Source organism: Elusimicrobiales bacterium, from assembly GCA_041651175.1.
Lineage (GTDB): Bacteria > Elusimicrobiota > Elusimicrobia > Elusimicrobiales > Elusimicrobiaceae > JAQTYB01.
Window position 1 is genome coordinate 235,768 of the sequence record JBAZJT010000001.1, and the last position, 21,789, is coordinate 257,556.

The 21,789-nt window shown below is 57.0% G+C and carries 23 protein-coding genes; 7 read left to right on the plus strand and 16 right to left on the minus strand.

All coding sequences use genetic code 11. The annotated features are described in order from the left end of the window. Positions 1-41 precede the first annotated feature (41 nt). The 11 genes from WC421_01105 to WC421_01155 all read right to left on the minus strand — a co-directional run bounded on the left by WC421_01105 (position 42) and on the right by WC421_01155 (position 10,209). Entirely contained in the window at positions 42-1,910 is a 1,869-nt protein-coding gene (locus WC421_01105; GenBank protein ID MFA5160819.1) for a hypothetical protein, read from the minus strand. Between the two features lie 113 nt (positions 1,911-2,023). Beyond that, positions 2,024-2,791 (minus strand): methyltransferase domain-containing protein, encoded by a 768-nt coding sequence (locus WC421_01110; protein ID MFA5160820.1) that lies wholly within the window; start codon positions 2,789-2,791, stop codon positions 2,024-2,026. Continuing rightward, positions 2,788-3,726 carry a glycosyltransferase family 2 protein gene (locus WC421_01115; GenBank protein ID MFA5160821.1) on the minus strand — a complete coding sequence of 313 codons (939 nt, stop codon included), beginning with the start codon at positions 3,724-3,726 and terminating at the stop codon, positions 2,788-2,790. The genes WC421_01110 and WC421_01115 overlap by 4 nt, the downstream gene beginning before the upstream one ends. Continuing rightward, positions 3,716-4,288 (minus strand): acyltransferase, encoded by a 573-nt coding sequence (locus WC421_01120; GenBank protein MFA5160822.1) that lies wholly within the window; start codon positions 4,286-4,288, stop codon positions 3,716-3,718. The genes WC421_01115 and WC421_01120 overlap by 11 nt, the downstream gene beginning before the upstream one ends. A 7-nt stretch (positions 4,289-4,295) precedes the next feature. After that, the gene (locus WC421_01125; protein ID MFA5160823.1) at positions 4,296-5,489 is read right to left on the minus strand and encodes a DegT/DnrJ/EryC1/StrS family aminotransferase; all 1,194 of its coding nucleotides are present in this window, start codon (positions 5,487-5,489) and stop codon (positions 4,296-4,298) included. 46 nt (positions 5,490-5,535) lie between these two features. Further along, positions 5,536-6,585 (minus strand): hypothetical protein, encoded by a 1,050-nt coding sequence (locus WC421_01130; GenBank protein MFA5160824.1) that lies wholly within the window; start codon positions 6,583-6,585, stop codon positions 5,536-5,538. 40 nt (positions 6,586-6,625) lie between these two features. After that, positions 6,626-7,321 (minus strand): hypothetical protein, encoded by a 696-nt coding sequence (locus WC421_01135; protein MFA5160825.1) that lies wholly within the window; start codon positions 7,319-7,321, stop codon positions 6,626-6,628. A 99-nt stretch (positions 7,322-7,420) separates the two neighbouring features. After that, positions 7,421-8,143, minus strand: coding sequence for a hypothetical protein (locus WC421_01140; GenBank protein MFA5160826.1), 723 nt, complete (start codon positions 8,141-8,143; stop codon positions 7,421-7,423). After that, positions 8,121-9,062: a DNA adenine methylase gene (locus tag WC421_01145; GenBank protein MFA5160827.1), complete on the minus strand. Its 942-nt coding sequence runs from the start codon at positions 9,060-9,062 to the stop codon at positions 8,121-8,123. Before WC421_01145 ends, WC421_01140 begins: the two co-directional genes overlap by 23 nt. A 41-nt stretch (positions 9,063-9,103) precedes the next feature. Continuing rightward, a complete protein-coding gene (locus tag WC421_01150; protein ID MFA5160828.1) occupies positions 9,104-9,619 on the minus strand; it encodes an SEC-C metal-binding domain-containing protein in 516 nt (171 codons plus the stop codon). Positions 9,620-9,627: 8 nt separating this feature from the next. Then, on the minus strand, positions 9,628-10,209 hold the full coding sequence (locus WC421_01155) for an AAA family ATPase (GenBank protein MFA5160829.1): 582 nt from the start codon (positions 10,207-10,209) through the stop codon (positions 9,628-9,630). A 27-nt stretch (positions 10,210-10,236) separates the two neighbouring features. Between WC421_01155 and WC421_01160 the strand changes: the two genes are divergently transcribed. Continuing rightward, positions 10,237-11,235, plus strand: a complete 999-nt coding sequence (locus WC421_01160) for an SDR family oxidoreductase (GenBank protein MFA5160830.1) — start codon at positions 10,237-10,239, stop codon at positions 11,233-11,235. Here the strand turns inward: WC421_01160 and WC421_01165 are convergent. After that, positions 11,204-12,490, minus strand: a complete 1,287-nt coding sequence (locus tag WC421_01165) for a MiaB/RimO family radical SAM methylthiotransferase (GenBank protein MFA5160831.1) — start codon at positions 12,488-12,490, stop codon at positions 11,204-11,206. The genes WC421_01160 and WC421_01165 overlap by 32 nt on opposite strands. A gap of 22 nt (positions 12,491-12,512) precedes the next feature. On the opposite strand from WC421_01165, the gene rlmB reads away from it, so the two are divergent. The 6 genes from rlmB (at position 12,513) to WC421_01195 (ending at position 18,109) form a co-directional block, all read left to right on the plus strand. Continuing rightward, a complete protein-coding gene (gene rlmB / locus WC421_01170; protein ID MFA5160832.1) occupies positions 12,513-13,247 on the plus strand; it encodes a 23S rRNA (guanosine(2251)-2'-O)-methyltransferase RlmB in 735 nt (244 codons plus the stop codon). A 2-nt stretch (positions 13,248-13,249) separates the two neighbouring features. Continuing rightward, positions 13,250-14,071, plus strand: coding sequence for a TerC/Alx family metal homeostasis membrane protein (locus WC421_01175; protein MFA5160833.1), 822 nt, complete (start codon positions 13,250-13,252; stop codon positions 14,069-14,071). A 66-nt stretch (positions 14,072-14,137) separates the two neighbouring features. After that, entirely contained in the window at positions 14,138-15,514 is a 1,377-nt protein-coding gene (locus WC421_01180) for an inositol-3-phosphate synthase (GenBank protein MFA5160834.1), read from the plus strand. Between the two features lie 68 nt (positions 15,515-15,582). Then, entirely contained in the window at positions 15,583-16,332 is a 750-nt protein-coding gene (locus WC421_01185; GenBank protein MFA5160835.1) for an RNA methyltransferase, read from the plus strand. 103 nt (positions 16,333-16,435) lie between these two features. Then, complete coding sequence (locus tag WC421_01190) at positions 16,436-17,152, plus strand: hypothetical protein (GenBank protein ID MFA5160836.1); 717 nt, start codon at positions 16,436-16,438, stop codon at positions 17,150-17,152. Positions 17,153-17,221: 69 nt separating this feature from the next. Continuing rightward, positions 17,222-18,109, plus strand: a complete 888-nt coding sequence (locus WC421_01195; protein MFA5160837.1) for an EamA family transporter — start codon at positions 17,222-17,224, stop codon at positions 18,107-18,109. On the opposite strand, the gene WC421_01200 is transcribed toward WC421_01195, so the two are convergent. From WC421_01200 to WC421_01215, 4 genes are all read right to left on the minus strand, one after another. Further along, complete coding sequence (locus WC421_01200; GenBank protein MFA5160838.1) at positions 18,065-18,616, minus strand: DUF350 domain-containing protein; 552 nt, start codon at positions 18,614-18,616, stop codon at positions 18,065-18,067. The genes WC421_01195 and WC421_01200 overlap by 45 nt on opposite strands. 12 nt (positions 18,617-18,628) lie before the next feature. Then, positions 18,629-19,660 (minus strand): hypothetical protein, encoded by a 1,032-nt coding sequence (locus WC421_01205; protein ID MFA5160839.1) that lies wholly within the window; start codon positions 19,658-19,660, stop codon positions 18,629-18,631. Next, positions 19,657-21,309, minus strand: coding sequence for a hypothetical protein (locus WC421_01210; GenBank protein ID MFA5160840.1), 1,653 nt, complete (start codon positions 21,307-21,309; stop codon positions 19,657-19,659). The genes WC421_01205 and WC421_01210 overlap by 4 nt, the downstream gene beginning before the upstream one ends. A 125-nt stretch (positions 21,310-21,434) precedes the next feature. Further along, positions 21,435-21,746, minus strand: a complete 312-nt coding sequence (locus WC421_01215) for an RNA-binding protein (protein ID MFA5160841.1) — start codon at positions 21,744-21,746, stop codon at positions 21,435-21,437. Between the last annotated feature and the right edge of the window lie 43 nt (positions 21,747-21,789).

Consider the following 21,789-nt stretch of genomic DNA (forward strand, 5'->3'; position numbering starts at 1 on the left):
ATACGCGAACTTAAAACTTTCGCCAATATAAAGCGGTCCGCCTACTGGAATTCAATACCGGACACCAGCAGGCCAAGCTCGCGTTCGTCTGGGCCAAATCCGGCTGTTTTTGGCACGAACATCCTGTCCATCACGATTTTCAGCCGTACAGGCGCATTTTGAGGAAGGTTCTCAACCTCAATATTCACCGTTCCGCTGCCCTTGTCCAGGCTGTATTCGCCTATCTGCCGGTCATCGGCAAAAAGCGTAATTTTATTGGGCAGATAATTATCCGGAAGGTAGGCGGATAAAACCATTTTTCCCTTCGGGCCGGAGACAAAATACGCTTCCGCGGTTTTGGCCATCCAAATATTGCTGCCCTCCCAAGTATGCCAGCCGGAGACAAGCTTTGCCGCATGCAAGTCGCGACCCAGAGTGATTATTCCGTTCTGGCCGGCGGCCCGATTTCTATAAACGCTCAGTTTATACTTGCGCATGATTTCTATAGCCCGGCGGGAATCCTCAGATGACAAACGCATCGGCGTGGTACCGGCCGCGTCAATCACGGTCCCGTCGGGATTAAGCGCGTAATTTGCTATGCCTTCAAACCACTGCATCACATACGGCGCCCTGCGCCAATCGCGATAGCTGGAATAAATCTGCACAGCCAGCAGCACAGCCGCAACGACGGCATACGCGGCTGTTACGGCGCGAATTTCCGATGTTCTCCCGGCTTGCGCTGCCGCGGCTGCGCGTCGTTCCAACAAATCCAGTCCCAATATCCAGACGCACGCCGCAAGGCCGAATTTGACATGGACCGTGTACCAATAACTGGTCCCCCAGCTCCAATCGCCGGGACGTCCCAATTGCACAAGAATGATGATAAAAAAGGTATACGCCATCATCATTGGCGGCAGGAAAGTCTTTTGATACATCCCGGTTCTGAAATAAACCACCGCGGCATAAACGTAGACGGAAAAGACAAACAGGCCGTTGACCGTAAATACGCGGGGATGCGGGATAACGCCGTCAAAGAACAGGAAGCCGTTCAACGTAGCGCTTCCCAGATAGGCGAAAATGCTTTTCATCGGCTCATACGGGTGCGCCGCCATCATCGCCATTTTACCCAGAATGCCGGGTTGTGCAGGGTCGGATTTGAGAAAGGGGTTATACTGATACTGATAGCAGTACAAAACCCAGCAAGCCACCATCGCCGCGAATATCCAGACATAATTTTTTTCAAACCGGCGGCGCGCAATACAATCAAAAACCATCAGACCGGCCAAAGCCGGCTGCCAGCTAATGGAGTAAAGCGTGCCGAATATATTAACGCTCAAGAACAATAAGGTGATTTCAAGCGCTGGAAATTTTTTGTGCGGGTTAAGCATATAGCGGCTCATGGCGTAGGCCGCGGTCATAAAAGACAACGTGCCCAGCCGCACCTGCGTTTCCATGTCGCCTGTGCATGCTTCCTGCAAAACACTAAACATCAATACGCACAACAGCAGAAGGGGTATTTGCGCATACAGGCCGCGCCTGTCGCCGAAACTGCTCCGGCAGGCATAATAGGCTATGGCGCCGCAGCCAGCCACAATTCCCACATTCAGATACGCGTCAAAGAGCGTATTGAGCCTGAACCAGGCTATATTCGCCAAAGATATGATGTTGTGCCCCAGCAAGCCGTGCTCGCCATAGCGAACGAACATATCTTTGAACGTCAGCGTGTGCGTGAACAGTTTATCCGCGATTTGCAACTGAGTCAGGTATGAAAACCATGCGACATCCATGGTTGTGACGCGGGTATACCACGCGTAATACACCGTAAATATCAGCAGTGTCAACGCCCCCGTTTTCCAACCGGATAGGTTGACTGAAAATGTTGTCTTCTTTTTGCTTGAATCGTCCTGCGCCACTGCGGTGATTTCGCTCATATTACTCCGTATTAAGTGTAGGTGCCCCGTTCTGCGACATAACTATATGCAAATTTTACCATAATATCCCGCCAGAGGCACGTTGCGCCCGCCCGGCGTATTTACGGCTGTTGCTATGGAAGTTTCCGGTATACCAGACACACCGACAGACCGGGCATGGTCAAATGCAAATGCGCCAAAAACCGGCACAGCATAAAATCTGCGTTGAGTACATATTTTAGCATTATTGTGAGCCAATGTCTCTCTGGAAAAGCCCATGCGATTTGGCTGAAGCCGGCCCAGCAGCCGGTTTTTTTATGGCAGAAATCGGAATGCTCCGCGGTGTTACCGGCTTTGGAGCGGCATTTTTCCGCAATCACCGCGGCCAGCCGCAAAACATATAGCGAGGCGTAAAAGTAAAAACATTCCTTCAATTCCAGTTGTTCCGATACGGCGTCAAATTCCTTCAGGAGCGTTTTTCTGTCGTAGCGGCGCAGATGTTTAAGGAAGACATCATGCTGCGAAAACAAATGCGCGAAAGCGGGAACGGTTACATACAAACAGCCGCCATCCTCAAGCAGGCGGACGCAGTTTCTGAGCATATCGCCGTTATGCTCCACATGCTCCATCACATCCATAAGCGCGACCGCGCTTGCGCGACCGGACGGCAATTCGTCAAGCGAGCGGACGATTTTTATTCTGCTGTCGGGAATGGGGATGTCGTTGTTTTCGTAAGCTGCGTCGGCGGCGAATACTTCGCAATTCCATTGCTCTGCCATGCGGGCCGCAAAATACATCGCGCCCGCGCCGAAATCAATAAATAATTTACGCGAACCGGCATGGCTGTTCAGCACGGACAAAGCCATTTCGCTTTTGGACAGTTCCCAAGGATGATGGTTCACTCGTAAACCTCGTCAATCAGGTACTGGTCCCTGTCTCGCACCTGGGCAAGCGTGCGCCAGAGATATTCGCCAATAACGCCTATCATCAGCATCTGAAAACCGCTTAAAACCAGTATAACTATCATCAGTGGCGCCCAGCCTTTTACCGGGTTACCGTAGAATGTTCTGTTCACCAGAACAATTCCGGCATAGCTAAAACCCAACAGCGCGATTATGCCGCCAGCTATGGACATGAAACGTATCGGCGCGTAAGAGTAGCTTAAAAGCCCGTCAATCAGAAAAGTAAGTTTTTTTGCAAATGTCCAGCGGGATTTGCCGGTTTTGCGCTCTTTACGGCGATAGCTTAAAAATTTGGTTCTGTAGCCGGTGGAAAGAATTTTTCCCTGAAAAAACGGATGCGGGTCTTTCTCCCGCAGAAAAGCTTGTTTGGCACGCGGGCCTAGCAACACCAGGTCAAATCCGCCCACCGGCATATTTGAAAAACAAAACTTTCGCATAAGCCAGTAGAAGAACCGGGATGTGGCCACGCGATAAAAAGACTCGTCACGGCCTTTCCTTGCGGCTATCACTATTTCATATTTTTCGTTGAAATACGCGCGCAGCATATCACTGACTACCGAAGCCGGGTCCTGCTGGTCGGCGGAAATGGCGATTACGCATTCCCCCTTCGCATGGGAAAATCCCGCAATCAGCGCGAACACCTGGCCGTAGTTCCGGGTCAGCTTGATTACCTTTACGGTTTGCGGATTTTCCGCCCGGATTTCCAGCGCCTCTTTAAGCGAGCCGTCGCCGGAGCCGTCGTCAACGAAAATCACCTCCGGCGTCCAGCCGGGATTGGCGTCAAATATCTCGCGCCGGAAGGATTCAAACGTGGGCCTGAGGCAGCCCTCGTTGTAGTAAACCGGCACGACTATGGTGTATTTTTCAGTTCCCATCTAGCAAAAACTGCTTTTCCACTTCCAGAAGTTCGCGGGAGCGGTCTTTGAGATATTTTGCCGGAACGCCGACATAGATTTTGAAAGGCTCGCAATTCTTAAGCACAAGCGACAGTGCGCCGATGCTGGCCCCTTCCCCGATTGTAACGCCCGGCAGAATTATCACGCCGCAGCCCACTATGACGTGCCTGCCGATTGAGACCGGCGCGGAAAGCACATTAGTATATTTGGAGCCGACTGTCGGGTTGGTCATATACTCGCCGGAGTAATCGTCATTGTTAGAATAAACCGCCACCCTCGACGATAAGTTGGAGAATTCGCCAAGCCTGATGGCGCCCTGGCCGATAAGCAGGCAAAAAACCGCGATGTGAACGTTGCGGCCTATCTCTATCCCGCCCTCACCTGCGGACAGGACGCAGAAATCGTCTATGCGGGTGTAATCGCCTATGGATATGTTCGCCGTGTTGTAATAAGACGCCTTGCGGGACAGTTTCACACCTGTTCCCAGCGATTTGAAGCCCATTGCGCGCAATTCGTTTTCACCGTAAAAAGAAACTGTCATAATCCTCCTATGCCGCGATTATGCGGGCGTTTTCAACAGCCAGCCGTATCACTCCGCAGATTGCGGCTATTTCAGGTTCGCCGATGGTTTCACCTGTCGGCAGTATCAATATCCGGCGGGCCAGTTCTTCCGTATCCGGCAGCAGCAGGCCGGCGTGCGGGAAAAGCGAGCGGTACGGCTCCATCCTGTGGCAGCCGGGGAAGAAATACTTGCGGGCAAGAACATTTTCGGCTTGAAGGATTTTCAGCAGCGCGTCCCGGCTTATGCCCGCAGCCGCTTCGTCAACCTCTGCGGCCATGTACTGGCAATTGCATTTTCCCGACAAATCGTAGTCTATGAATTTGACGCCCTTTATTCCGGCGAGATGTTTTTTGTAGCAAAGATAGTTGCGGCGGTTTATTTCCAGAATTCTGTGCAGATTTTCCAGCGAGGAAAGCCCCATCGCGGCGCAGATTTCCGTCATTTTGCCGTTGGTGCCGATATAGATGACATTGTCGTAGCCGGAAAAGCCGAAATTCCGCATCAGCCGGATTTTATCGGCGAAAGCGTCGTCATTGGTGGTGATGGCGCCGCCTTCAAAAGTGTTGAAAAACTTCGTGGCGTGGAAACTGAACACCTCCGCCAGCCCGAAATTGCCTATCATCTTTCCTTTATAGGAACAGCCGAAGGCATGGGCGGCGTCAAAAAGAAGAGTCAGCTTATGCTTGCGCGCGATTGCAGTCAGCGCGTCTATATCGCACGGCCTGCCCCAGCAATGCACGCCGACTATGCCGGTGGTGCGCGGGGTTATCATTTTTTCCAGGCGGGCGGGGTCTATGTTATGCGTGGCGGGGTCTATATCGCAGAAAACCGGGGTTATCTCCTGCCATTGCAGCGCATGGGCGGTGGCTATAAACGTGAAAGCCGGGACCAGCGCCTCGCCCTTAAGCCCGGCGGCGCGCATGGCTATTTCCAGCGCCACCGTGGCGTTGCAGACGGCGACGCAGTGTTTGACCCCCAGTTCGGCGGCGACTTTGCCTTCAAATTCCTTAAGCATCGGGCCGTCATTGCTGAACCAGCGGTTGTCAAAAATCTCTCCGACCCGCTTCAGAAAAGAGACCCTGTCGCCGACGTTGGGACGGCCCACATGCAGCGGCTTGTCAAATAACGGCTTTCCGCCGGAAACCGCCAGTTCGCCCGCAGTTTTTTTGATTGCGCTCATCGTACAATTTTATCATATTATGGCGCGCGGCGGAAAACGGGCAGGCCTATTGTTTTGAGAGAATGGCCGCCGCCTCGCCGAAGGGGATGAGGGCGCAGTCCGTCTCCGCCGCCAGCCAGAGGCCGTCTTCCGAGACGGTTTCGCGCTGCAATGTCCAGCGCGGGCAGCCGTAAACCGCAAAGGCGGAGGCCGACTTTTCCGACTGCTTTTCATGCACATCCTGCGGCGAGAATGCGCCCTTGTTCCTGAACACCACGCTGTCGCGCACCCAGCCGCGGTATCTGGCGCCGGTGTTTACGCAATAGTAGCCGTTTCCTGCGGCGATGATTTTGGCGGAGAGTTTTTTGCGCGGCTTTTCCACAATCCAGTCCGGCCCGGCGCGCGGCGCGCCGGAAATTTTGACGGAATCCGCCTTCCAGCGCGTCCAGCCGCCGCCCGCGGCCTGGAAAGCCGCCCCGCCCGCCGTCACAAACCAGCAACCCGCGCCGGAGCAGTAAACGCCGGAGACGTCATCGTCAAGAAGGCCGTTTGCGGAGGAGTACGGCCTGCTCCAGCCGCCGCCGGAGTTTGAAAACGCTCCGCCTCCGCCGGTGGCAAACAGGGCCGTTCCGTCCGGGGAGCAGAAAAAGTCCCGAAGCGGCGTCCCCGCCGCGATGCCGGAGGCCGAAGCCGGATACACCGTAACGCCGTTGGGGCCCAGCCGGGCCAGCGTCTGGCACTGCGCGCCGCCGCAGGGAACTGTCCAGGCAAACCATGTCCGGTACGCGCACTCGCCCAGCCGGTAAAACCGCCCCGGAGGGCGGCAGGGGGAGTCATAGTCCATGCTGCATGCGTCAGCCGAGCCGTCCGCCGAGGCGAGCAGCATGTTTTTATTCTCAAAATCGGAAGGCGCGGCCGGCGCAAACCCGCCGCAGCCCGGCGCGGCTGCGGCCACCAAATCCCCGGTTTTGGAATCAAACCGGTACCCCGCGCCGTTGAACGCGATAACCACCCCCGCATCGCCGCCGGCCACGCAGGAGCCGGGATTGCGCGTCTGCGCAAACCCGCCCCCCGCAAAAGCCAGCGAGACAATGACCGGCAATAACGGCTTCCTCATCTTTTGTGCACCACAACGCCCCCACGACAGCCCAAAGATTTTAAGATGGGATCGTTGCCTCCCTCCTATATGTCCTTAAAAAGGTTTTAGCATGAAGGGCCTTTTTCGCAAGAGTGCTGTGATTATCACCACTATCATTCAATCCTGCCATGATGAAACCTTTCCATCTTTCGAAGTAAACGTATGTGGACAGCGAGTAAACCCATTGCTCATGTATTCCCCAAGAACCAACACTCCGGTTAATTTCTTGCGGTTTACCCCAACTCATTTCCACAGCATCAGCGGGCATTCCAATAAAAATTTTGCGGCTTTTGACAGCTTCTTTTGTACGTTTATCCCAAGTTGGGTGCATGGGATTTTTTTCGTAAAAGTTATATGGCAAATAAGCAATACTGCCATTATTTTTTTGTACCTTAAAAACAAAAATACCATAGTCAGATTTATTGCATCCCATTTCAACTGTGGGTTGCACATCAAGTACCTTCAATTGCTCAAATTCAGAAACCGAACTTTTAATGCCACCACAAGAAGCATTGCTCCATGCCGACGTCGCCCATATGCTCTTACCGATAAACAGCTTAAGATTCGCAAATTCTTGCCACGCGCTGTCCTGTGATATTTGTTCAATCTCCGCTAGTCTCATGCGATTTTGTGTTTCCTGCTCTGTGTAGAAATTGGAAATTCCAGCGCACCCAACCAAGAAAACATAAGGCAAAATCCATATTAATTTTCTCATAAACTCTTCCTCCCGCTAATCATGTCGGCATAGCGTGTGTATGGAATGGGCCTTAACTATTTTCACCATTCCCCCGCGATGCCGGCTTGTGAAACAATGCTATAAGTTTCGTTCTATGATTTTTTTAACGTAATCCGGCATATCCTGCCGGACTTGCTCCGCTTTTTCTTTCAGTTTATCGTAGACGGCAGTTTCCGATCCGGTCCACATAATATCCAGACGCCGCATTTTAAGCATTGCTATATGCGTATAGTTTTCCGGGAAAGCCCAGTAACATTCACGACAGACTTTGATGTCTTTATTCCCGGTTCGGTTTACGCAATGTTCGCATGACCATGATTTCGCTCGGTTTGCAGAACTGCAAAGGAGCATGAAATCATCCGGGTTTCCCGTGCCGGAAACATCATCTCCGGCAATGTCATATGGAATGCGGTGGTCTATTTGCAAATTTCGTTCCTCAAACTTTTCCAGATAAATAGCGCATTTTGCCCCTTGTTTTTGCAGCAACAGGCGTTTCAACTTTTTTGTCAAGGCTGTGCGACCGGAAAATTTTCCGAAACGGGCTTGCGCCGGATCTCCGAACCGGTATGCCGCGATTTTGCGGCCGCCAGTCCCTTTCACTCGGAACATTTCAAGTGGCACACCCTGTTCTTTCACATCACGGGCGGCGCGCGGCGGATGATTGTATCCGTATTTGTTTTTCAGCTGTTCGGTGGTGATAAAACCATGCCGCAAAATATGTTCAATAACAGTTTTGGGGCGTTTGGCTGTTATTTTGCGGCACAATGTGATGAATTTTTCAGGCAACCGTGGCTTGCCCATGAATGCTCCAAAAAATGGGTTGCTCACGAAAAACAGCAGAGGAGTTTCTCATTGATAAATCAGCCGATAGGGCGGGAGAGAGATAAAGCGATTCGTAAGTATCCTCTTTTCGTCCGAGCAAAGTGGCTTGAGTGGAGCGTCCGGCATTTAATTCAATGCGTTCAAGCCGCAGACTGGCGGGCAATGCCTGTCCATGAATTTTTTCGCCTGTGCGTCCATCATAACTTACGATATAGCGGATATTCCCGGCATTGAGTGATTTCAACAGTTCTACAAATTCCTTGAATTGTATATTGGACAAATATCTGGAATCGCGGTTGCCACACACGCCCTGATAAGGCGGGTCCATATATACCAAATCATTCACATCAGCTAATGCCACGATATCCCGATAGTCTTTTGAAGAGAACACGGTTTTGTGTTTGAGTAAAAGAGAAGCCGTGGTTAAATGCTTGCGCATAGTTGCTGGCGTGGCACCCATTCGCCGATTATCTGGACTTTGGTTAAACTCACCTTCAGAGTTATAGCGGACGGATGCTTTTACACAACGCGCCAGAAGGTATAAAAAATAATCAGGACGGCCCGTTTTGTTGAACTTATCCCGGATTTCACGGTAAAACCGTGCCGGTTCAGCAAGTTGCGCGTTCCATAGCAATTGATAATCTCTTGCAAGAGTTTCCGGGGCATTGACTATGCTGTGCCAGAGTCGTATTAACGGCTGGTTTAAGTCGTTGATGTGGAATTTGCGCACCGAAACGCGGTTTGCGGCGCAAGCCAGAGAAACTGCCGCGGAACCTGCGAACGGCTCATACAATGTGTCAATTCTATCTGGAAAGTACCGCAAAATACTGCCCGCCAAATTGCGTTTACTGCCCTGATAGGGGATGGGATGCGGCGCGCCAGATGTTATTTCGCTCATTTTATAAGGGAATTATAACATTTTCCCCGCTTTCTCTTGTGTCAGGCCGTTTCGCCGGCGCCACAGCATTTTTTGTATTTTTTGCCGCTGCCGCAGGGGCAGGCGTCGTTGCGGTTCACCTTGGGGGCCTGCCGGCGGAAAGGCTCCGGCTTCTGCGCCTCCGGCTGTCCGGCCTGCTGCGGGCGCACTTCATCGGGATGGGATTTTATCCAGTTTTTTATCTGGCGCTCGCTCCGTATATCCACGCCGGCTTTTATCATCTTTTTGGCCAGCTCGGTTATCTTGGCGCGGATTTCCGGGTTTTTCATGTAGCCCAGGATGTTTTTGGGAAGGCCGCCCAGTTCCTCGTTGAGCTTGGCGTCAATATCGGCGTCGCTGAGCTTGCGCAAATCGTCGGTCTCCGGCGTTTTGGGCTTTTCCGGCTGGGGCTGCTCCGGCTTCTGTTCCTGTTTCGCGGGCGGCTGCTGCGCCGGCGGCGCGGCGGGCGGCGCGGTTTTCGCCTCCGTCTGCGGAACCGGCTCCTGTTTGAATATTTTCTTGAAAACGTTCAGAAGCATACTGCCTCCTATGCGAGGTTGCGCACTGCTTTGTCCAGCAATTCCATGATTTTGTTGGCTTTCATCAGGAAATCCGGGGTTTCCTCTATGACATGGCGGTTGGGATGGTTTTTCCAGACGGCCTCAATTTTGCGGTCTAATTCCAGCGCGCGGCTGTGCGGCTCTATCCGGGTGGCCGAGGTCTGATAGCCGGCGGCGGTTTTAGGCGGGCGCAGATGGAGGGCGATGTCATAGCGCGCGAATTCGCTTTTCAAATCGGAGCCTACGGTTTCCAGCAGCCCGGGGCCGGTTTCCGGCCAGTAGGCCAGGCAGTCCAGCGTGCCCCTGTCGCACAGCGCGATGGCGGCATCGTCCATGGCGGCGGCGAAATCCTCCAGCTCGCGCGTGGTGTAGTAAATCGCGCGCTGGATATGGCGCACCGCTTCCGGCTCCGGCCTGCGGGGGAAGCCGCCGGCATAGAGTATCGTGGCCGCCTCCGGCACCACCGCCACCTTCCTGCCGAAACGGCGCAGCGCCATGTCTATAATCGTCGTTTTCCCGCCGGATGGGCCGCCGGTGAACACCACCCGTTTCTGCCTGTATTTGCGCATGAGGCTATCATACTATATAATCAACTTGTGAGATATATCGTTACCGGCGGGGCCGGTTTTATAGGAAGCCATCTGGTCGCGCGGCTGCTTGCGGACGGGCACGAAGTGTCCGTGATAGACAATTTTTCCACCGGCAGGCCGCAGAATCTGGAGCGGCACCGGGACAACCCGAAGCTGGCGGTGCATCAGGCCGACGTGCGCGAGCCGGAGCCGCTTGCCGCAATCATCAAGGACGCGGACGCGGTTTTCCACCTGGCCGCGCTGGCCGATATAGTGCCTTCCGTGGTGGACCCCGCGCTGTACTACGACGTGAATGTCTGCGGCACCATGCGCGTGGCCGAGGCCGCGCGCCGGTCCGGCGTCAAGAAACTGGTTTACGCGGCCTCCTCCTCCTGCTACGGCATCCCCGACATTTACCCCACGCCCGAAACCGAGGAGATTCGCCCGCAATATCCCTACGCGCTGACCAAATTATTGGGCGAGCAGACCATGCTGCACTGGGGCAAGGTGTACGGGATGCCGGTGTTGTCTTTGCGGCTGTTCAATGTCTACGGCCCGCGCGCGCGCACGTCGGGGACTTACGGCGCGGTGTTCGGCGTGTTTCTGGCGCAGAAGCTGGCGGGCAAACCCTTCACCATAGTGGGCGACGGCAGCCAGACCCGCGATTTCGTCCACGCAAGCGATATCGCGGAGGCGTTTTACGCGGCGGCGCGCTCGCCGCTGCGGCATGCGGTGATGAATGTCGGCTCCGGCGCCAGCATCAGCATCAACACGATAGCGGACTTGCTGGGCGGGGAAAAAACCTACATCCCCCGCCGCCCCGGCGAGCCGGAACGCACTTTCGCCGACATCTCCAAAATCCGGCGGCTGCTGAACTGGTCGCCCAAAGTGGGGATAGAGGAAGGCGTCAAAGACATGCTGGCCAATATAGACTACTGGAAGCAGGCCCCGCTCTGGACCCCGGAATCAATAGCCGAAGCCACCAGAGACTGGTTCAAATATCTTTCGCCAAAACAGCCCGCCTGACGTAGCCGCGCGCGGAAATTATTTTCGCGCGGATTGTCATTCCCGCCTCAAGCGGACGCGGGCTTTCCACCATAACATAGCCGTCAATGTCCGGCGCCTGGGATTCCAGCCGGCCCTCGGACGGAGAATCCATCAGCACCGGCGCGGTTTTGCCGATAAGCCCGCGGTTGATTTCGTCAACCACCCGGCTTTGCGTGTCGGCCAGCTCGCGGGCGCGGCGTTTGCGCTCCGCCGCCGGGATTTGGCCCGGCAGCGAATATGCCGGAGTGCCCTTTTCCGGCGAATAGGGGAAAAACGCCGCGCTGTCAAACTTCACCTCGCGCAGAAATTGCCTGTTTTGCTCATGCTCCGCCGGGGTTTCTCCGGGAAAGCCGGCTATCATGATGGTCCGTATCGCCATGCCGGGGACCGAGCGCAGCAGCCCCGCCGCCCGCAGCAGGGTTTCGCGCGAGGAGCGGCGGTTCATCAGCTTCAAAATCCTGTCCGCCGAATGCTGCACGGGCATGTCCATATAGCGGCAGATTTGCGGATGCGCCGCGATGAATTTCACGAGATTTTCGTCTATCATTTCCGGGTAGCCGTACATTATGCGCCAGCGCGGGCCTTTTATTTTGACCAGCCCGCCCAGCAGCCGGACAAGCGACGGCTTGCCGTACAAATCCATGCCGTATGAAGTGGTGTCCTGCGCGATGATTGATATTTCTTTCGCGCCGCCGGCGGCCAGCGCGCGCGCCTCCGCCGCAATGTCTTTCAACGGCTTGGAGCGGAAATTGCCGCGGATGTCCGGGATGGCGCAGTAGGAGCAGCGGTTGTCGCACCCGTCGGCGACTTTGAGATAGACCGAATGCGGCAACGTGGCCGTCATGCGGAACCGCGGCGCGCGCAATGTCCTGGGCGGGGGGCGCACAACCGCGCCGCCGGTTTCCAGCGCGCGGACTATGTCCGCGGCGGCGGATATGCCCAGCACGGCGTCCGCCGCGGGAAAATCCGCCGCGGCGCCTTCGCGCTGGGCCAGGCAGCCGGTTACTATAAGCCGTTTCAGCGCGCCTTTTTTTCTGAGCGCGGCGGCTTTGGCGATTTCGCGCCTGCTCTCGCACGCAGCGGAGGCCAGAAATCCGCAGGTGTTTATGACGGCGGCGTCCGCTTCTGCAAGGCCGGGGCAGACGGCGTGCCCGGCAGCGGAGAGCGCGCCCATCATCTCCTCGGTGTCGGAGAGGTTTTTGGGGCAGCCCAGACTTATGAAGCAAACTCTCATCAGATAATTATACAATGACGGTATGGCTAACGCTGAATATATTTACGGAATTCATCCGGTCATAGAGGTTTTAAGCTCCGGCAAGCGGCGGGTGTGGCAACTTTTTGTGGACCGCGCAAAGCGCGGCCCGCAGTTCATAACACTGGCGCGCGCCGCCGGCAGACGCGGCATAGGGCTTACCCGCGTTGACCGCAGCGAGTTGGAAAAAATGGTCCCGCGCGGCGCAAACCACCAGGGCGTCGCGCTTAAAACCGAAGGCGCCGAGGTGCTGACTCTGGCCTCCGCGCTGGAGGACGAGACCGACATGAAAAACGCCGTCTGGCTGGCGCTGGACGAGATAACGGATCCGCAAAATCTCGGGTCCGTGCTGCGCAGCGCGGCCTGCCTGGGCGCCTCCACCGTGGTGCTGCCCAGCCGCAGAAGCGCGGGGCTGGGCGCCACCGTCAGCAGGACGGCCTGCGGCGCGCTGGAGCATGTGCGCGTGGCCGAGGCGGGCAACCTCAACCAGGCGATACGGGAGCTTAAGCAGAAAGGCTTCTGGATATACGGCGCCGACACCGCGGGCAAACCGCTGGGGCAGGTAGGCTGGAACAAGCCGATGCTGCTGGTGATAGGCTCCGAAGGCGGGGGAATGCACGCGCTGACCGCAAAAAACTGCGACGAGCTTGTGGCGATTCCGCACAAGGGCGGGGTGGAAAGCCTCAACGCCGCCTGCGCCTGCGCGGTGATTCTCTACGATATAGCCCTGAAAAAATGACCATGCGACGGGCCGTCCGGAATACCGCGCTTTGGGTGCTGTCCGCGCTGGCGTTCTGCGCCGGGGTGTGGTTTTTTTGCGGCACGGCGAAAGCGGCGGCCTTCCTGACGGCTTACATCATAGAGTATTCCCTTTCCATAGACAATCTGTTCGTGTTCACCGTGATATTCGCCTACTTCCGCACGTCGCCGCAGGGACAGAAGCGCGCGCTGACCTGGGGCATAGCCAGCGCGGTGGTCATGCGTTTTGCGATGATAGCCGCCGGCGTGAAGCTGCTCAACTCTTTTGAGTGGATGATATACGTGTTCGGCGCGCTGCTGCTGTATCTGGCGGTAAAAATGATGCGCGGCGAATGCGGCGAGGGCGCCCCGGAGCATAACCCCGCGCTGGTTTTCCTGAAAAAATTCCTGCCTTTTACCGGCGGCGACGGCGAGGCTTTTTTTGTGCGCGAGGGCGGGGTCTGGAAAGCCACCACGCTTTTTGCCGCACTGGTCGTCATAGAGGCCTCCGACCTGATGTTCGCGGTGGATTCCATACCGGCGGCGCTGGCGGTCTCGCGCGACACTTTCATAGTCTACAGCTCCAACATATTCGCGGTGATGGGGCTGCGCTCGCTGTATTTTCTGCTGGCGGGAATGATAGGCATGTTCTGCTTCCTGAAATACGGCATAGCGGCGGTGCTGCTGTTTGTGGGCGTCAAGATGCTGGCCTCCGGGTTCTTTGAGATTCCGGTGGCGGCATCGCTGCTTGTGGTAGCGTCGCTGCTGGCGGTGTCCGTGGCGGCGTCAGTGCTGTCAAACAGAAACGCCATTCGCAAACAATGACAAGCGGGGGGTTTATTTTCTATTTTATATGCGGCTGATTTGAGCCGCCGTTTTTCAGGAGAACATATGACACCGAAAAAACAGAACATACTTCCCGCCGCCGGCAGGCTTGGCGTGCTGATTCCCGGCATGGGCGCGGTTACCAGCACGCTGATAGCGGGCGCGGAAATGCTTAAAAAAGGGATAGGACGGCCTTACGGCTCCGTCTCGCAGATGCAGAGAATCCGCCTCGGCAAACGTTACGAAAACCGCAACCCGCTTATAAAGGATTTCGTGCCGCTTTATCCCGTTGAGAATCTGGTGTTCGGCGGCTGGGACATTTTCCCGGACAATATGCACGAGACGGCGCGCAAAGCCGGCGTCCTCTACCCCGAGCAGCTGGACGCGGTGAAAGACGAACTGTCGGCCATCTCCCCCATGCCGGCGGTGTTTGACCAGTATTATGTTAAAAACCTCAGGGCGCGGCAGGCCAAAAAAGCCAAGACAAAAATGGACCTGGCGGAGCTGCTGATACGCGACATAGAGAATTTCAACAAGGCCAACAAACTCTCGCGCAATGTGATGATATGGATAGGCTCCACGGAAATTTACCTGGAACTTACCAAAACACACTCGAGCCTGGCCAATTTTGAGAAAGGGCTCAAAACCAATTCCCGCGATATTTCCCCGGCGATGATATACGCCTACGCCGCGCTGCGGCTGGGAATACCGTTTGCCAACGGCGCGCCCAACCTGTGCGTTGACATGCCCGCGCTCTGGGAGCTGGCCGACAAGACAGGCGCGCCCATCTCCGGCAAGGATTTCAAGACGGGCCAGACGCTGATGAAGACCATAATCTCTCCCGGCCTCAAGGCCCGGATGCTGGGGCTGGCGGGCTGGTATTCCACCAACATACTGGGCAACCGCGACGGCGAAGTCCTCAACAACCCGGATTCCTTCCGCACCAAGGAAAAGAGCAAGATGTCCGTGCTGGACACCATTCTGGAGCCGGAACTGTATCCCGAACTCTACGGCGATTACTGCCACAAGGTCCGCATAGACTATTACCCGCCGCGCGGCGACGCCAAGGAAGGCTGGGACAATATAGACATTTTCGGCTGGATGGGCCTGCCGATGCAGATTAAAATCAATTTCCTGTGCCGGGATTCCATACTGGCCGCGCCTGTCGCGCTGGATTTGATTTTATTCTCGGACCTGGCCAAGCGCGCGGGGCTGAAAGGTTTGCAGGAATGGCTGTCTTTCTTCTACAAATCGCCGATGTGCCGCCCTGACCTCAAGCCGGAGCATGACCTGTTCATCCAGCACATGAAATTCAAAAACACGCTGCGCATTCTGGCGGGCGAGGAAGTCATAGACCATTCCGGCCTGGATTATTACGAGCCGAAGAAAGGGCTTGCCTCCCCCGCTCCGGCCCCCAAGCCCTACCGCCCGCGCAGGCCGTAGCCGCAATTTGCGGACCGCGCCTCCGGCTTTGCCGCGGACGGCGCGGGTTTGTCCGGTAAAACCCAGAAATGTTTTCTCTTAAGATAACGCTGGTGCGTCCGCGGAATCCGAATAATATCGGCGCGGTGGCGCGCGCGATGGCCAATTTCGGCTTTGACCGCCTTGCCGTTGTTGACCCGTATCCGCCGGTCTGGCGGGAGACGCGGGCCGCGCCGGGGGCGGAGGATGTTGTGCTTAACGCCGGGGTTTTCCCGAATCTGGCGGAGGCCGTGGCGGACTGCCATCTCGTGCTGGGAACCACGTGCGGCAAAAACCGCGCGCCGGACAGGGAAGCGGTGCCGCTGCCGGACATCGGTAAATTCCTGAAAAAGCGCGCGGGAAAAAACTCTTTCAATCTGACCCTGGTTTTCGGCCCTGAAAAAACGGGGCTTTCAAACGCCCACCTGGAATTGTGCCATGCGCTGCTGGCTGTTCCAACTTCGGCGCGCGCGCCGTCCATGAATCTGGCGCAGGCGGCGGCGGTATGCTGCTACGAGCTTTCAAAGCTGGCGGATTTTTCCGCCGCGCCGCTGAAAAAGGCGGACTCCGCCCTGCCGGAATCCGGCGAGATAGAAGCCGCCGCCCGCGCGCTGGGTGACGCATTGCGCGAAAGCGGAATTAAAGACGGCAAAACGCCCGCCATGCGGCTGGCAAGGCTGCGCGGGCTGCTGCTGAAACTGCCGCTTTCCCGGCGGGATTTGTTTTACATCAGGGCGCTGTCCGCCCTGCCGGACAGAAACAGATTGCTCCCAAATAAAATTTATGATGGCGCGGGGTGAAAGCCGGGATTTACTTGACAAATCGCGCTTGCGCGGTATACTTGATTGTGTCGCAGCCGTGCGACAGGTTGCCGGAAAAAGACAAATTGCCAAAGGAGACGCCATGAACAAATTGCTGATTCCGCTTGCCGTGATTGTGTTTGCCGCCGTTTCCGCGCCGGCCAATGATACTGCGCAGCAACCCGCCGCCCAAACAGCTCAGGGCGCGCAGCCGGACGAGAACAAAAAAGCCGCCATGGAGCATTTCCAGGCGGGCTTGAAGTATTACCAGAATGCCGAATACGAAAAGGCCCGCAACGAGTGGATGCTTGCCATGCAGCTGGATTTGAACAACGCCGACGCTTCCGCCGGGCTGCAGCATCTGGGCAAAATTCCGGCCAGCCGCCCCGGCGCAGGAAAACCGCAGGCGGCGAAAAAGAAAGCTGTCCTGGCAAAGGATATTTCCGCCGGCATATGCAGACACGCGCCCGGCCTTTTATATTCCGCGTTGAAACCCGGCTTGCGCGCCGTGCCGCTTTCCCTGCCGGAGAAGCAATTGCGGCTTTTCGCGGCGGGCGACATGGTGGATGCGCTTGTGACTCTCAAACCGGACGATGCGCGCGGGACCGTAACGCTCTCCATGCTTCAGAATGTGCCGGTGCTGTGCGTTGACAGGAAAGGCGAGCAGCTTGTGCTGGGGCTTAGCCAGGCGGAGGCGCAGTATGCCGTGCTGGCGCAGCATGAGGGGGATGTGAAGGTAATTCTCCGCGCGCCCGGAGACGAGGAGGCGCATCCCCTGGAAGCGGCCAGCTTCAGGAAACTGTTCGCGCCGGAAAAATAGACTGCCGTTTTGCCGCGCGGGCGGGTTTGGCAAACCCGCCCGCGCCGTTTCACCGGAGAATTACTCGTTATGATTTTTCTAAGATACGCCGGGCTGGTTTACTGCGCGGCGATATGGGGCTCCACCTTTTTTGCGGTGAAGGACGCCCTGTCGTCAATAAGCCCCGCCGCGCTGGTGGCCTACCGCTTTCTGATTTGCGCCGCGCTGATGTTTCCGTTTGCGCTGCGCGGCGGCGGGCTGCGCCGCCATATCAGGGAAAGCGCCATTCTGTCTTTTTATCTGGCGCTTTTGTACGTCAGCCAGACATGGGGGCTCAAATACACCGCCGCGGCCACCTCCGGGTTTGTAACGGGGATGTTTGTATTTTTCACGCCGCTTATCCTGTTCCTGTTTTTCGGGCGCAGGATAGAGCGCAGGCAGTGGGCCGCCTCGCTGCTGGCGGTGGCGGGGCTGTGGCTGCTTACCGGCGGGATTTCCGGCTTCAACAGGGGCGACGCGGTAACAATCCTGGCCGCGGTCTGCTATGCCGCGCATGTCATCTTAACCGGAGAATACATGCGCGAAAACCCGGATATGCCCGCGCTTATTTTCCATCAGTTCTGGATGACCGGGCTGGCCTGCCTGGCATTCTCGCTGCTTTGCGGCGAGAGCATGGCGATTGCCTCGCCCAAAGGCTGGGGCTGGCTGATATTTCTGGCGCTGTTTCCGACGTTGTCGGCTTTTTACGTGCAGTTCTGGGCGCAGAAGACGGTTCCGGCGGACAGAAGCTCGCTTATATTCTCGCTGGAGCCGGTGTTTGCCGCGCTGTTTGCGTGGACCGTGGGCGGCGAGCAGTCTTCCGCCGTCAAAATCGCGGGCGGCGCGCTTATATTTTCCGGCATCATCATAGTGGAATGGCCGGCGCGCGGCAAATCAGCGCATGATATGGATTTGTCCGACGGGCGGCTGGGGAATTAGCGCCTTGGTCAGCGCGCTGACCCCCTCGGCCACATACAGCCCCGCCACCAGCACCACTGCCGCCAGCAGAATGCCGACGGCGACATTGCCGCGCTGAAGCTCGGCCCCCGGCCTGAAATCGGGCCTGTGCCAGCGCGATACCCGCCCGAAAAGCCGCAGCGTGAACGAAATCGTAAATACCGCTATGGCCAGCGCCAGCGCCATATGCCCCAGCATCAGCAGCCCGGATTTCCAGACGGGAAAAGCAGTTTCCGGCTGGGAGTAAAGCTGAAGCCTGAACAGGCTCACCACCGAGGAAAGCCCCCGCTCCAGCATCATGGAGGCCGAAACCAGTATGGCCGCCATAAGTATCCCCACTGCGGTATTGCCGCGTTTTATCTCCTCTTCCATGTCAAAGTCCGGGTTTGCGCGCACGAATACGCGGTATGTTATGTAGATAACCAGCCCGCTTGCCGCCGCCATCAGCAGCAGCTCAAACAGACTCACTGCGAGTTTCATTATGAACATATCGTCCTCTCCTCAATTAAGCGGTTCCAACCGGTAGTCTCCGCCGGCCTGCAGCAGGGCGGAGGCGCGCTCTCCGGCCACGCCGGGCGGCGCCCAGGCCGGCCCCGCCGGCTCCATGAGCACATACCGTCCGCCGCCGTATTCCACGAACAGATCGCCCTTTCCCGGCGGCAGCGCCGCGCCCATCAGGTAATGCTCCGGCACGCTCACGCCCAGCAGCTTCATGCCGTCCCAGTTTGACAGTATGGCCGCCAGAAGCGCGGTTTTGGTGTCGCAATCGCCCTTGCCGACGGCCAGGGCCTCAAGCGGCGGCCAGACGCCTCCGGTATGGCGGTTTTCGCCGTCAATGTCCGGCGGAGTCTCGTAATTCAGGGCCGTTTGCACAAAAGCCAGCGCCGCGGACAAAAGCTCTTCCGAGCCGTAGCCCAGTTTGGCCGCCGAAGAATTCAGCGACACCGCCACCCCGTTTAGCGCCTTGGAATTGCGCTTTGCTATTTGCGGGATGTCCGCCTCAATCACATCCGCCTTGCGGAACACAAAGCCGCGCCGGATGATAAAATTCTTCCGCTGCGCCGCAAAATCGCGCTCCACATTTTTGACCAGCGCGTTGTACTGCGCCTGGCTCATGTGTTTTGCCAGGGCCTGGCTGTAGGCGCTTTTGTAGGCGGCGCGGCGGCGGCGGTCTATGTCGTCCAGCTCGGCGTCGGTATAGCCGTAGTCGCTTTTATAGCGGGCAAGCTCTTCCCTGGGTATGGAAAAAGAAACGCCCAGCTCGTCGCCGGTGAAGTTGCGGAAATTGTATTGCGCGCTGATGACGCCGTCTTTTTCGCTTATCCGCCCGGAGGCGCCGTCCGGCGGCGCGGCGGGAGCGCGCGCGGCTTCGGCGAGAATCTCTTTCGCGCTGCGGAAGCCGCGCTTGAAGCCGGTCTGCCCGCGGAATATGGTCCCGCTCCTGTCCTGCGGCGGCATGACGGCGGACCATTGCCCGCACAGCACGGCGCAGATTATCATCCACGCCGCGGCGAAAATGAACCAGAAGCTCATACCGGCTGGCGGTAGGTGTTTTTGACAAGCGCCGGATGCTGGAAAACACCCGCGGAAAGGGTGAATTTGGTCCATACGGCGGCGGCGAGGGCAAATTTTTCCATGGCGCGCTCGGCCAGAGTCGGCTTGCCGAGTTCTGAATGGATTTTGCGCTCCAGCTCCGCCACATAGCCGCGCACCGCGGCGTTGGGCGCAAACAGCTTCCCCGCCAGGAAAACAGGGTACGCCTTGCGCACCTCTTTTTTCCATTGCTGCGCTTTGGCGCGCAGGAAGACGCTGCCGCTTTCGCGGTATTTCATGTAGCCGTTGAACCAGGCCTCCAGCGTGCGGTATATGGACGGCCCCAGCCGCTGGTAATCCTGCTCGTAGCACCAGGCCTGCATCCCCTCTATCTGCTGGCGGGAGAGACGGGGATGCTTTATCATGCTTATAAAGCCGGTGGAGGATTTGTACTGCGCCTCGCTGTTTCCGGCGAAATCGTCGTGGACAAGGCCGTCGCGGCTGACACGCTCGGCCAGCGGGGTGCCCGGTGTGAAATTGTAAATCAGAAACTGCGACAGCGCGGGCCTTAGCGCCATCAGCCCGTCAAGCTCCTTGCGGATGACGTCCTCGTCCTGATATTCGAAGCCCACTATCATGGATGAAAGTATGGTCCCGCCGGACTGGCGGATTTCGTTGAACAGCTCCTGCGGCGGCCTGCCCTGCTGCTTGCCGTAGCCGGAACGCTCGCCCTCGTAGCCTATCCAGAAGCCGTCCACTCCCATTTCCAGCAACTCCTCCATGGTGTAGAGGCTCAGCGCCTTTATGCTGGCAAAGGCGAATATGGAAACCGGAATCCCCGCCTCCATGACATGCCTGCGCAACTCCATGGCGCGGGGCCTGTCCAGCAGGAAATCCTCGTCCAGAATGGTGAACTGCATGTCCCTGTTGATTTCCAGGTAGCGGCGGATGACGTTATAAATATCCTTTCCGCCCTGAAGCAGCTTTATGTGTTTTCTTTTGAAAAAGTGCGAGGTGCAGCAGAAATCGCAGCCGTTGGGGCAGCCCAGCCCGGCGAATATCATGCCGGTGTGCGAAACCTCTTTTGAAAAAACCCTCAGCTTGCTGACCAGCGCGGGGTGGCGGAACGGCTCCTCCAGCGGTGGCTCGCCCAGCAGCCGGCGCATGAAGCCCACTCCCTCTTCCTTGCAGATGTAATCACCGTATGGCAGCAGCTTTTCCTGCGGCATGACGGTGCCGTAGCCGCCCAGTATTATTTTGCTTGACGGGGAATGCTCCCGCACCAGCACGGACATCGCCTTCATGTGGTGAAAAGTCGCCAGGATAAACGACAGCCCCACATAATCATAATGCCCTTCGCGCAACTCTTTTATGAATTCATCTTTGGAGGGGTAATGCAGCACCGTAGCCGGCGCGGAGATATTGTCCGCGATGAAATCCAGCCCGTAGCCGTGATGCGTGGCACGCGGGCTGAAAACGCCCTGCGCGCGCGTTACCTGGCCGTGCAGCAACTCGTAGCCGACGCTGTGCGCATCGCCGCAGTCCGGCCCTATGGGGCGGCAGACGGTGGACAGCAGAACGCGCGGACGTTTGACAGGAACTTTCAGGGCAGGTTTGGATGCGGTTTCACGGGCTGCGGCTCCAGGCATGATAACCCCTGTTTCAAAAAATAAAACGGCACGACGGAACTGCTTCCAATGGAAGTATCCCCGCGCCGCAGATTATGAAAGAAACGTCCCGCGCGGGCATGCGCCCGCGCGGGACCGTTTGATATTTACCAGCGCCGTCCGCCGTCGTCTCTGTCCCGGCCGTAGCCGCCGCCACCGCCGCCGCCACCGGAGCGCCGCTCCATCGGGCGGGCCTCATTGACAGTCAGTTTTCTGCCCGACGCGTTGGAGCCGTTGAGTTTGGCCACCGCCGGTTCCATTTCCGCATCGTCAAGTTCCACGAAGCCGAAACCTTTTGAGCGCCCCGTCATCTTGTCCTTTATTATGATGGCGCTTGCAACGTTGAAGTCTTTGAACAGCCCGCGCAGGTCCTCGTCTCCGTACTCGTACGGAAGACCGCCCACGAAAAGTTTTTTCATAACTCTCCTTACTTTTTTGATGCCCGGCTGCCGAAACGGGAAC

Coding starts and splice junctions, on each gene's coding strand:
- rlmB (MFA5160832.1), top strand. CDS start 12,513: ATGGCTAACGCTGAATATATTTACGGAATTCATCCGGTCATAGAGGTT.
- WC421_01155 (MFA5160829.1), bottom strand. CDS start 10,209: ATGCGCAAATACAGGCAGAAACGGGTGGTGTTCACCGGCGGCCCATCC.
- WC421_01180 (MFA5160834.1), top strand. CDS start 14,138: ATGACACCGAAAAAACAGAACATACTTCCCGCCGCCGGCAGGCTTGGC.
- WC421_01215 (MFA5160841.1), bottom strand. CDS start 21,746: ATGAAAAAACTTTTCGTGGGCGGTCTTCCGTACGAGTACGGAGACGAG.
- WC421_01125 (MFA5160823.1), bottom strand. CDS start 5,489: ATGAGCGCAATCAAAAAAACTGCGGGCGAACTGGCGGTTTCCGGCGGA.
- WC421_01115 (MFA5160821.1), bottom strand. CDS start 3,726: ATGGGAACTGAAAAATACACCATAGTCGTGCCGGTTTACTACAACGAG.
- WC421_01105 (MFA5160819.1), bottom strand. CDS start 1,910: ATGAGCGAAATCACCGCAGTGGCGCAGGACGATTCAAGCAAAAAGAAG.
- WC421_01185 (MFA5160835.1), top strand. CDS start 15,583: ATGTTTTCTCTTAAGATAACGCTGGTGCGTCCGCGGAATCCGAATAAT.
- WC421_01200 (MFA5160838.1), bottom strand. CDS start 18,616: ATGTTCATAATGAAACTCGCAGTGAGTCTGTTTGAGCTGCTGCTGATG.
- WC421_01130 (MFA5160824.1), bottom strand. CDS start 6,585: ATGAGGAAGCCGTTATTGCCGGTCATTGTCTCGCTGGCTTTTGCGGGG.
- WC421_01190 (MFA5160836.1), top strand. CDS start 16,436: ATGAACAAATTGCTGATTCCGCTTGCCGTGATTGTGTTTGCCGCCGTT.
- WC421_01210 (MFA5160840.1), bottom strand. CDS start 21,309: ATGCCTGGAGCCGCAGCCCGTGAAACCGCATCCAAACCTGCCCTGAAA.
- WC421_01195 (MFA5160837.1), top strand. CDS start 17,222: ATGATTTTTCTAAGATACGCCGGGCTGGTTTACTGCGCGGCGATATGG.
- WC421_01120 (MFA5160822.1), bottom strand. CDS start 4,288: ATGACAGTTTCTTTTTACGGTGAAAACGAATTGCGCGCAATGGGCTTC.
- WC421_01175 (MFA5160833.1), top strand. CDS start 13,250: ATGCGACGGGCCGTCCGGAATACCGCGCTTTGGGTGCTGTCCGCGCTG.
- WC421_01145 (MFA5160827.1), bottom strand. CDS start 9,062: ATGAGCGAAATAACATCTGGCGCGCCGCATCCCATCCCCTATCAGGGC.
- WC421_01135 (MFA5160825.1), bottom strand. CDS start 7,321: ATGAGAAAATTAATATGGATTTTGCCTTATGTTTTCTTGGTTGGGTGC.
- WC421_01205 (MFA5160839.1), bottom strand. CDS start 19,660: ATGAGCTTCTGGTTCATTTTCGCCGCGGCGTGGATGATAATCTGCGCC.
- WC421_01165 (MFA5160831.1), bottom strand. CDS start 12,490: ATGAGAGTTTGCTTCATAAGTCTGGGCTGCCCCAAAAACCTCTCCGAC.
- WC421_01140 (MFA5160826.1), bottom strand. CDS start 8,143: ATGGGCAAGCCACGGTTGCCTGAAAAATTCATCACATTGTGCCGCAAA.
- WC421_01150 (MFA5160828.1), bottom strand. CDS start 9,619: ATGCTTCTGAACGTTTTCAAGAAAATATTCAAACAGGAGCCGGTTCCG.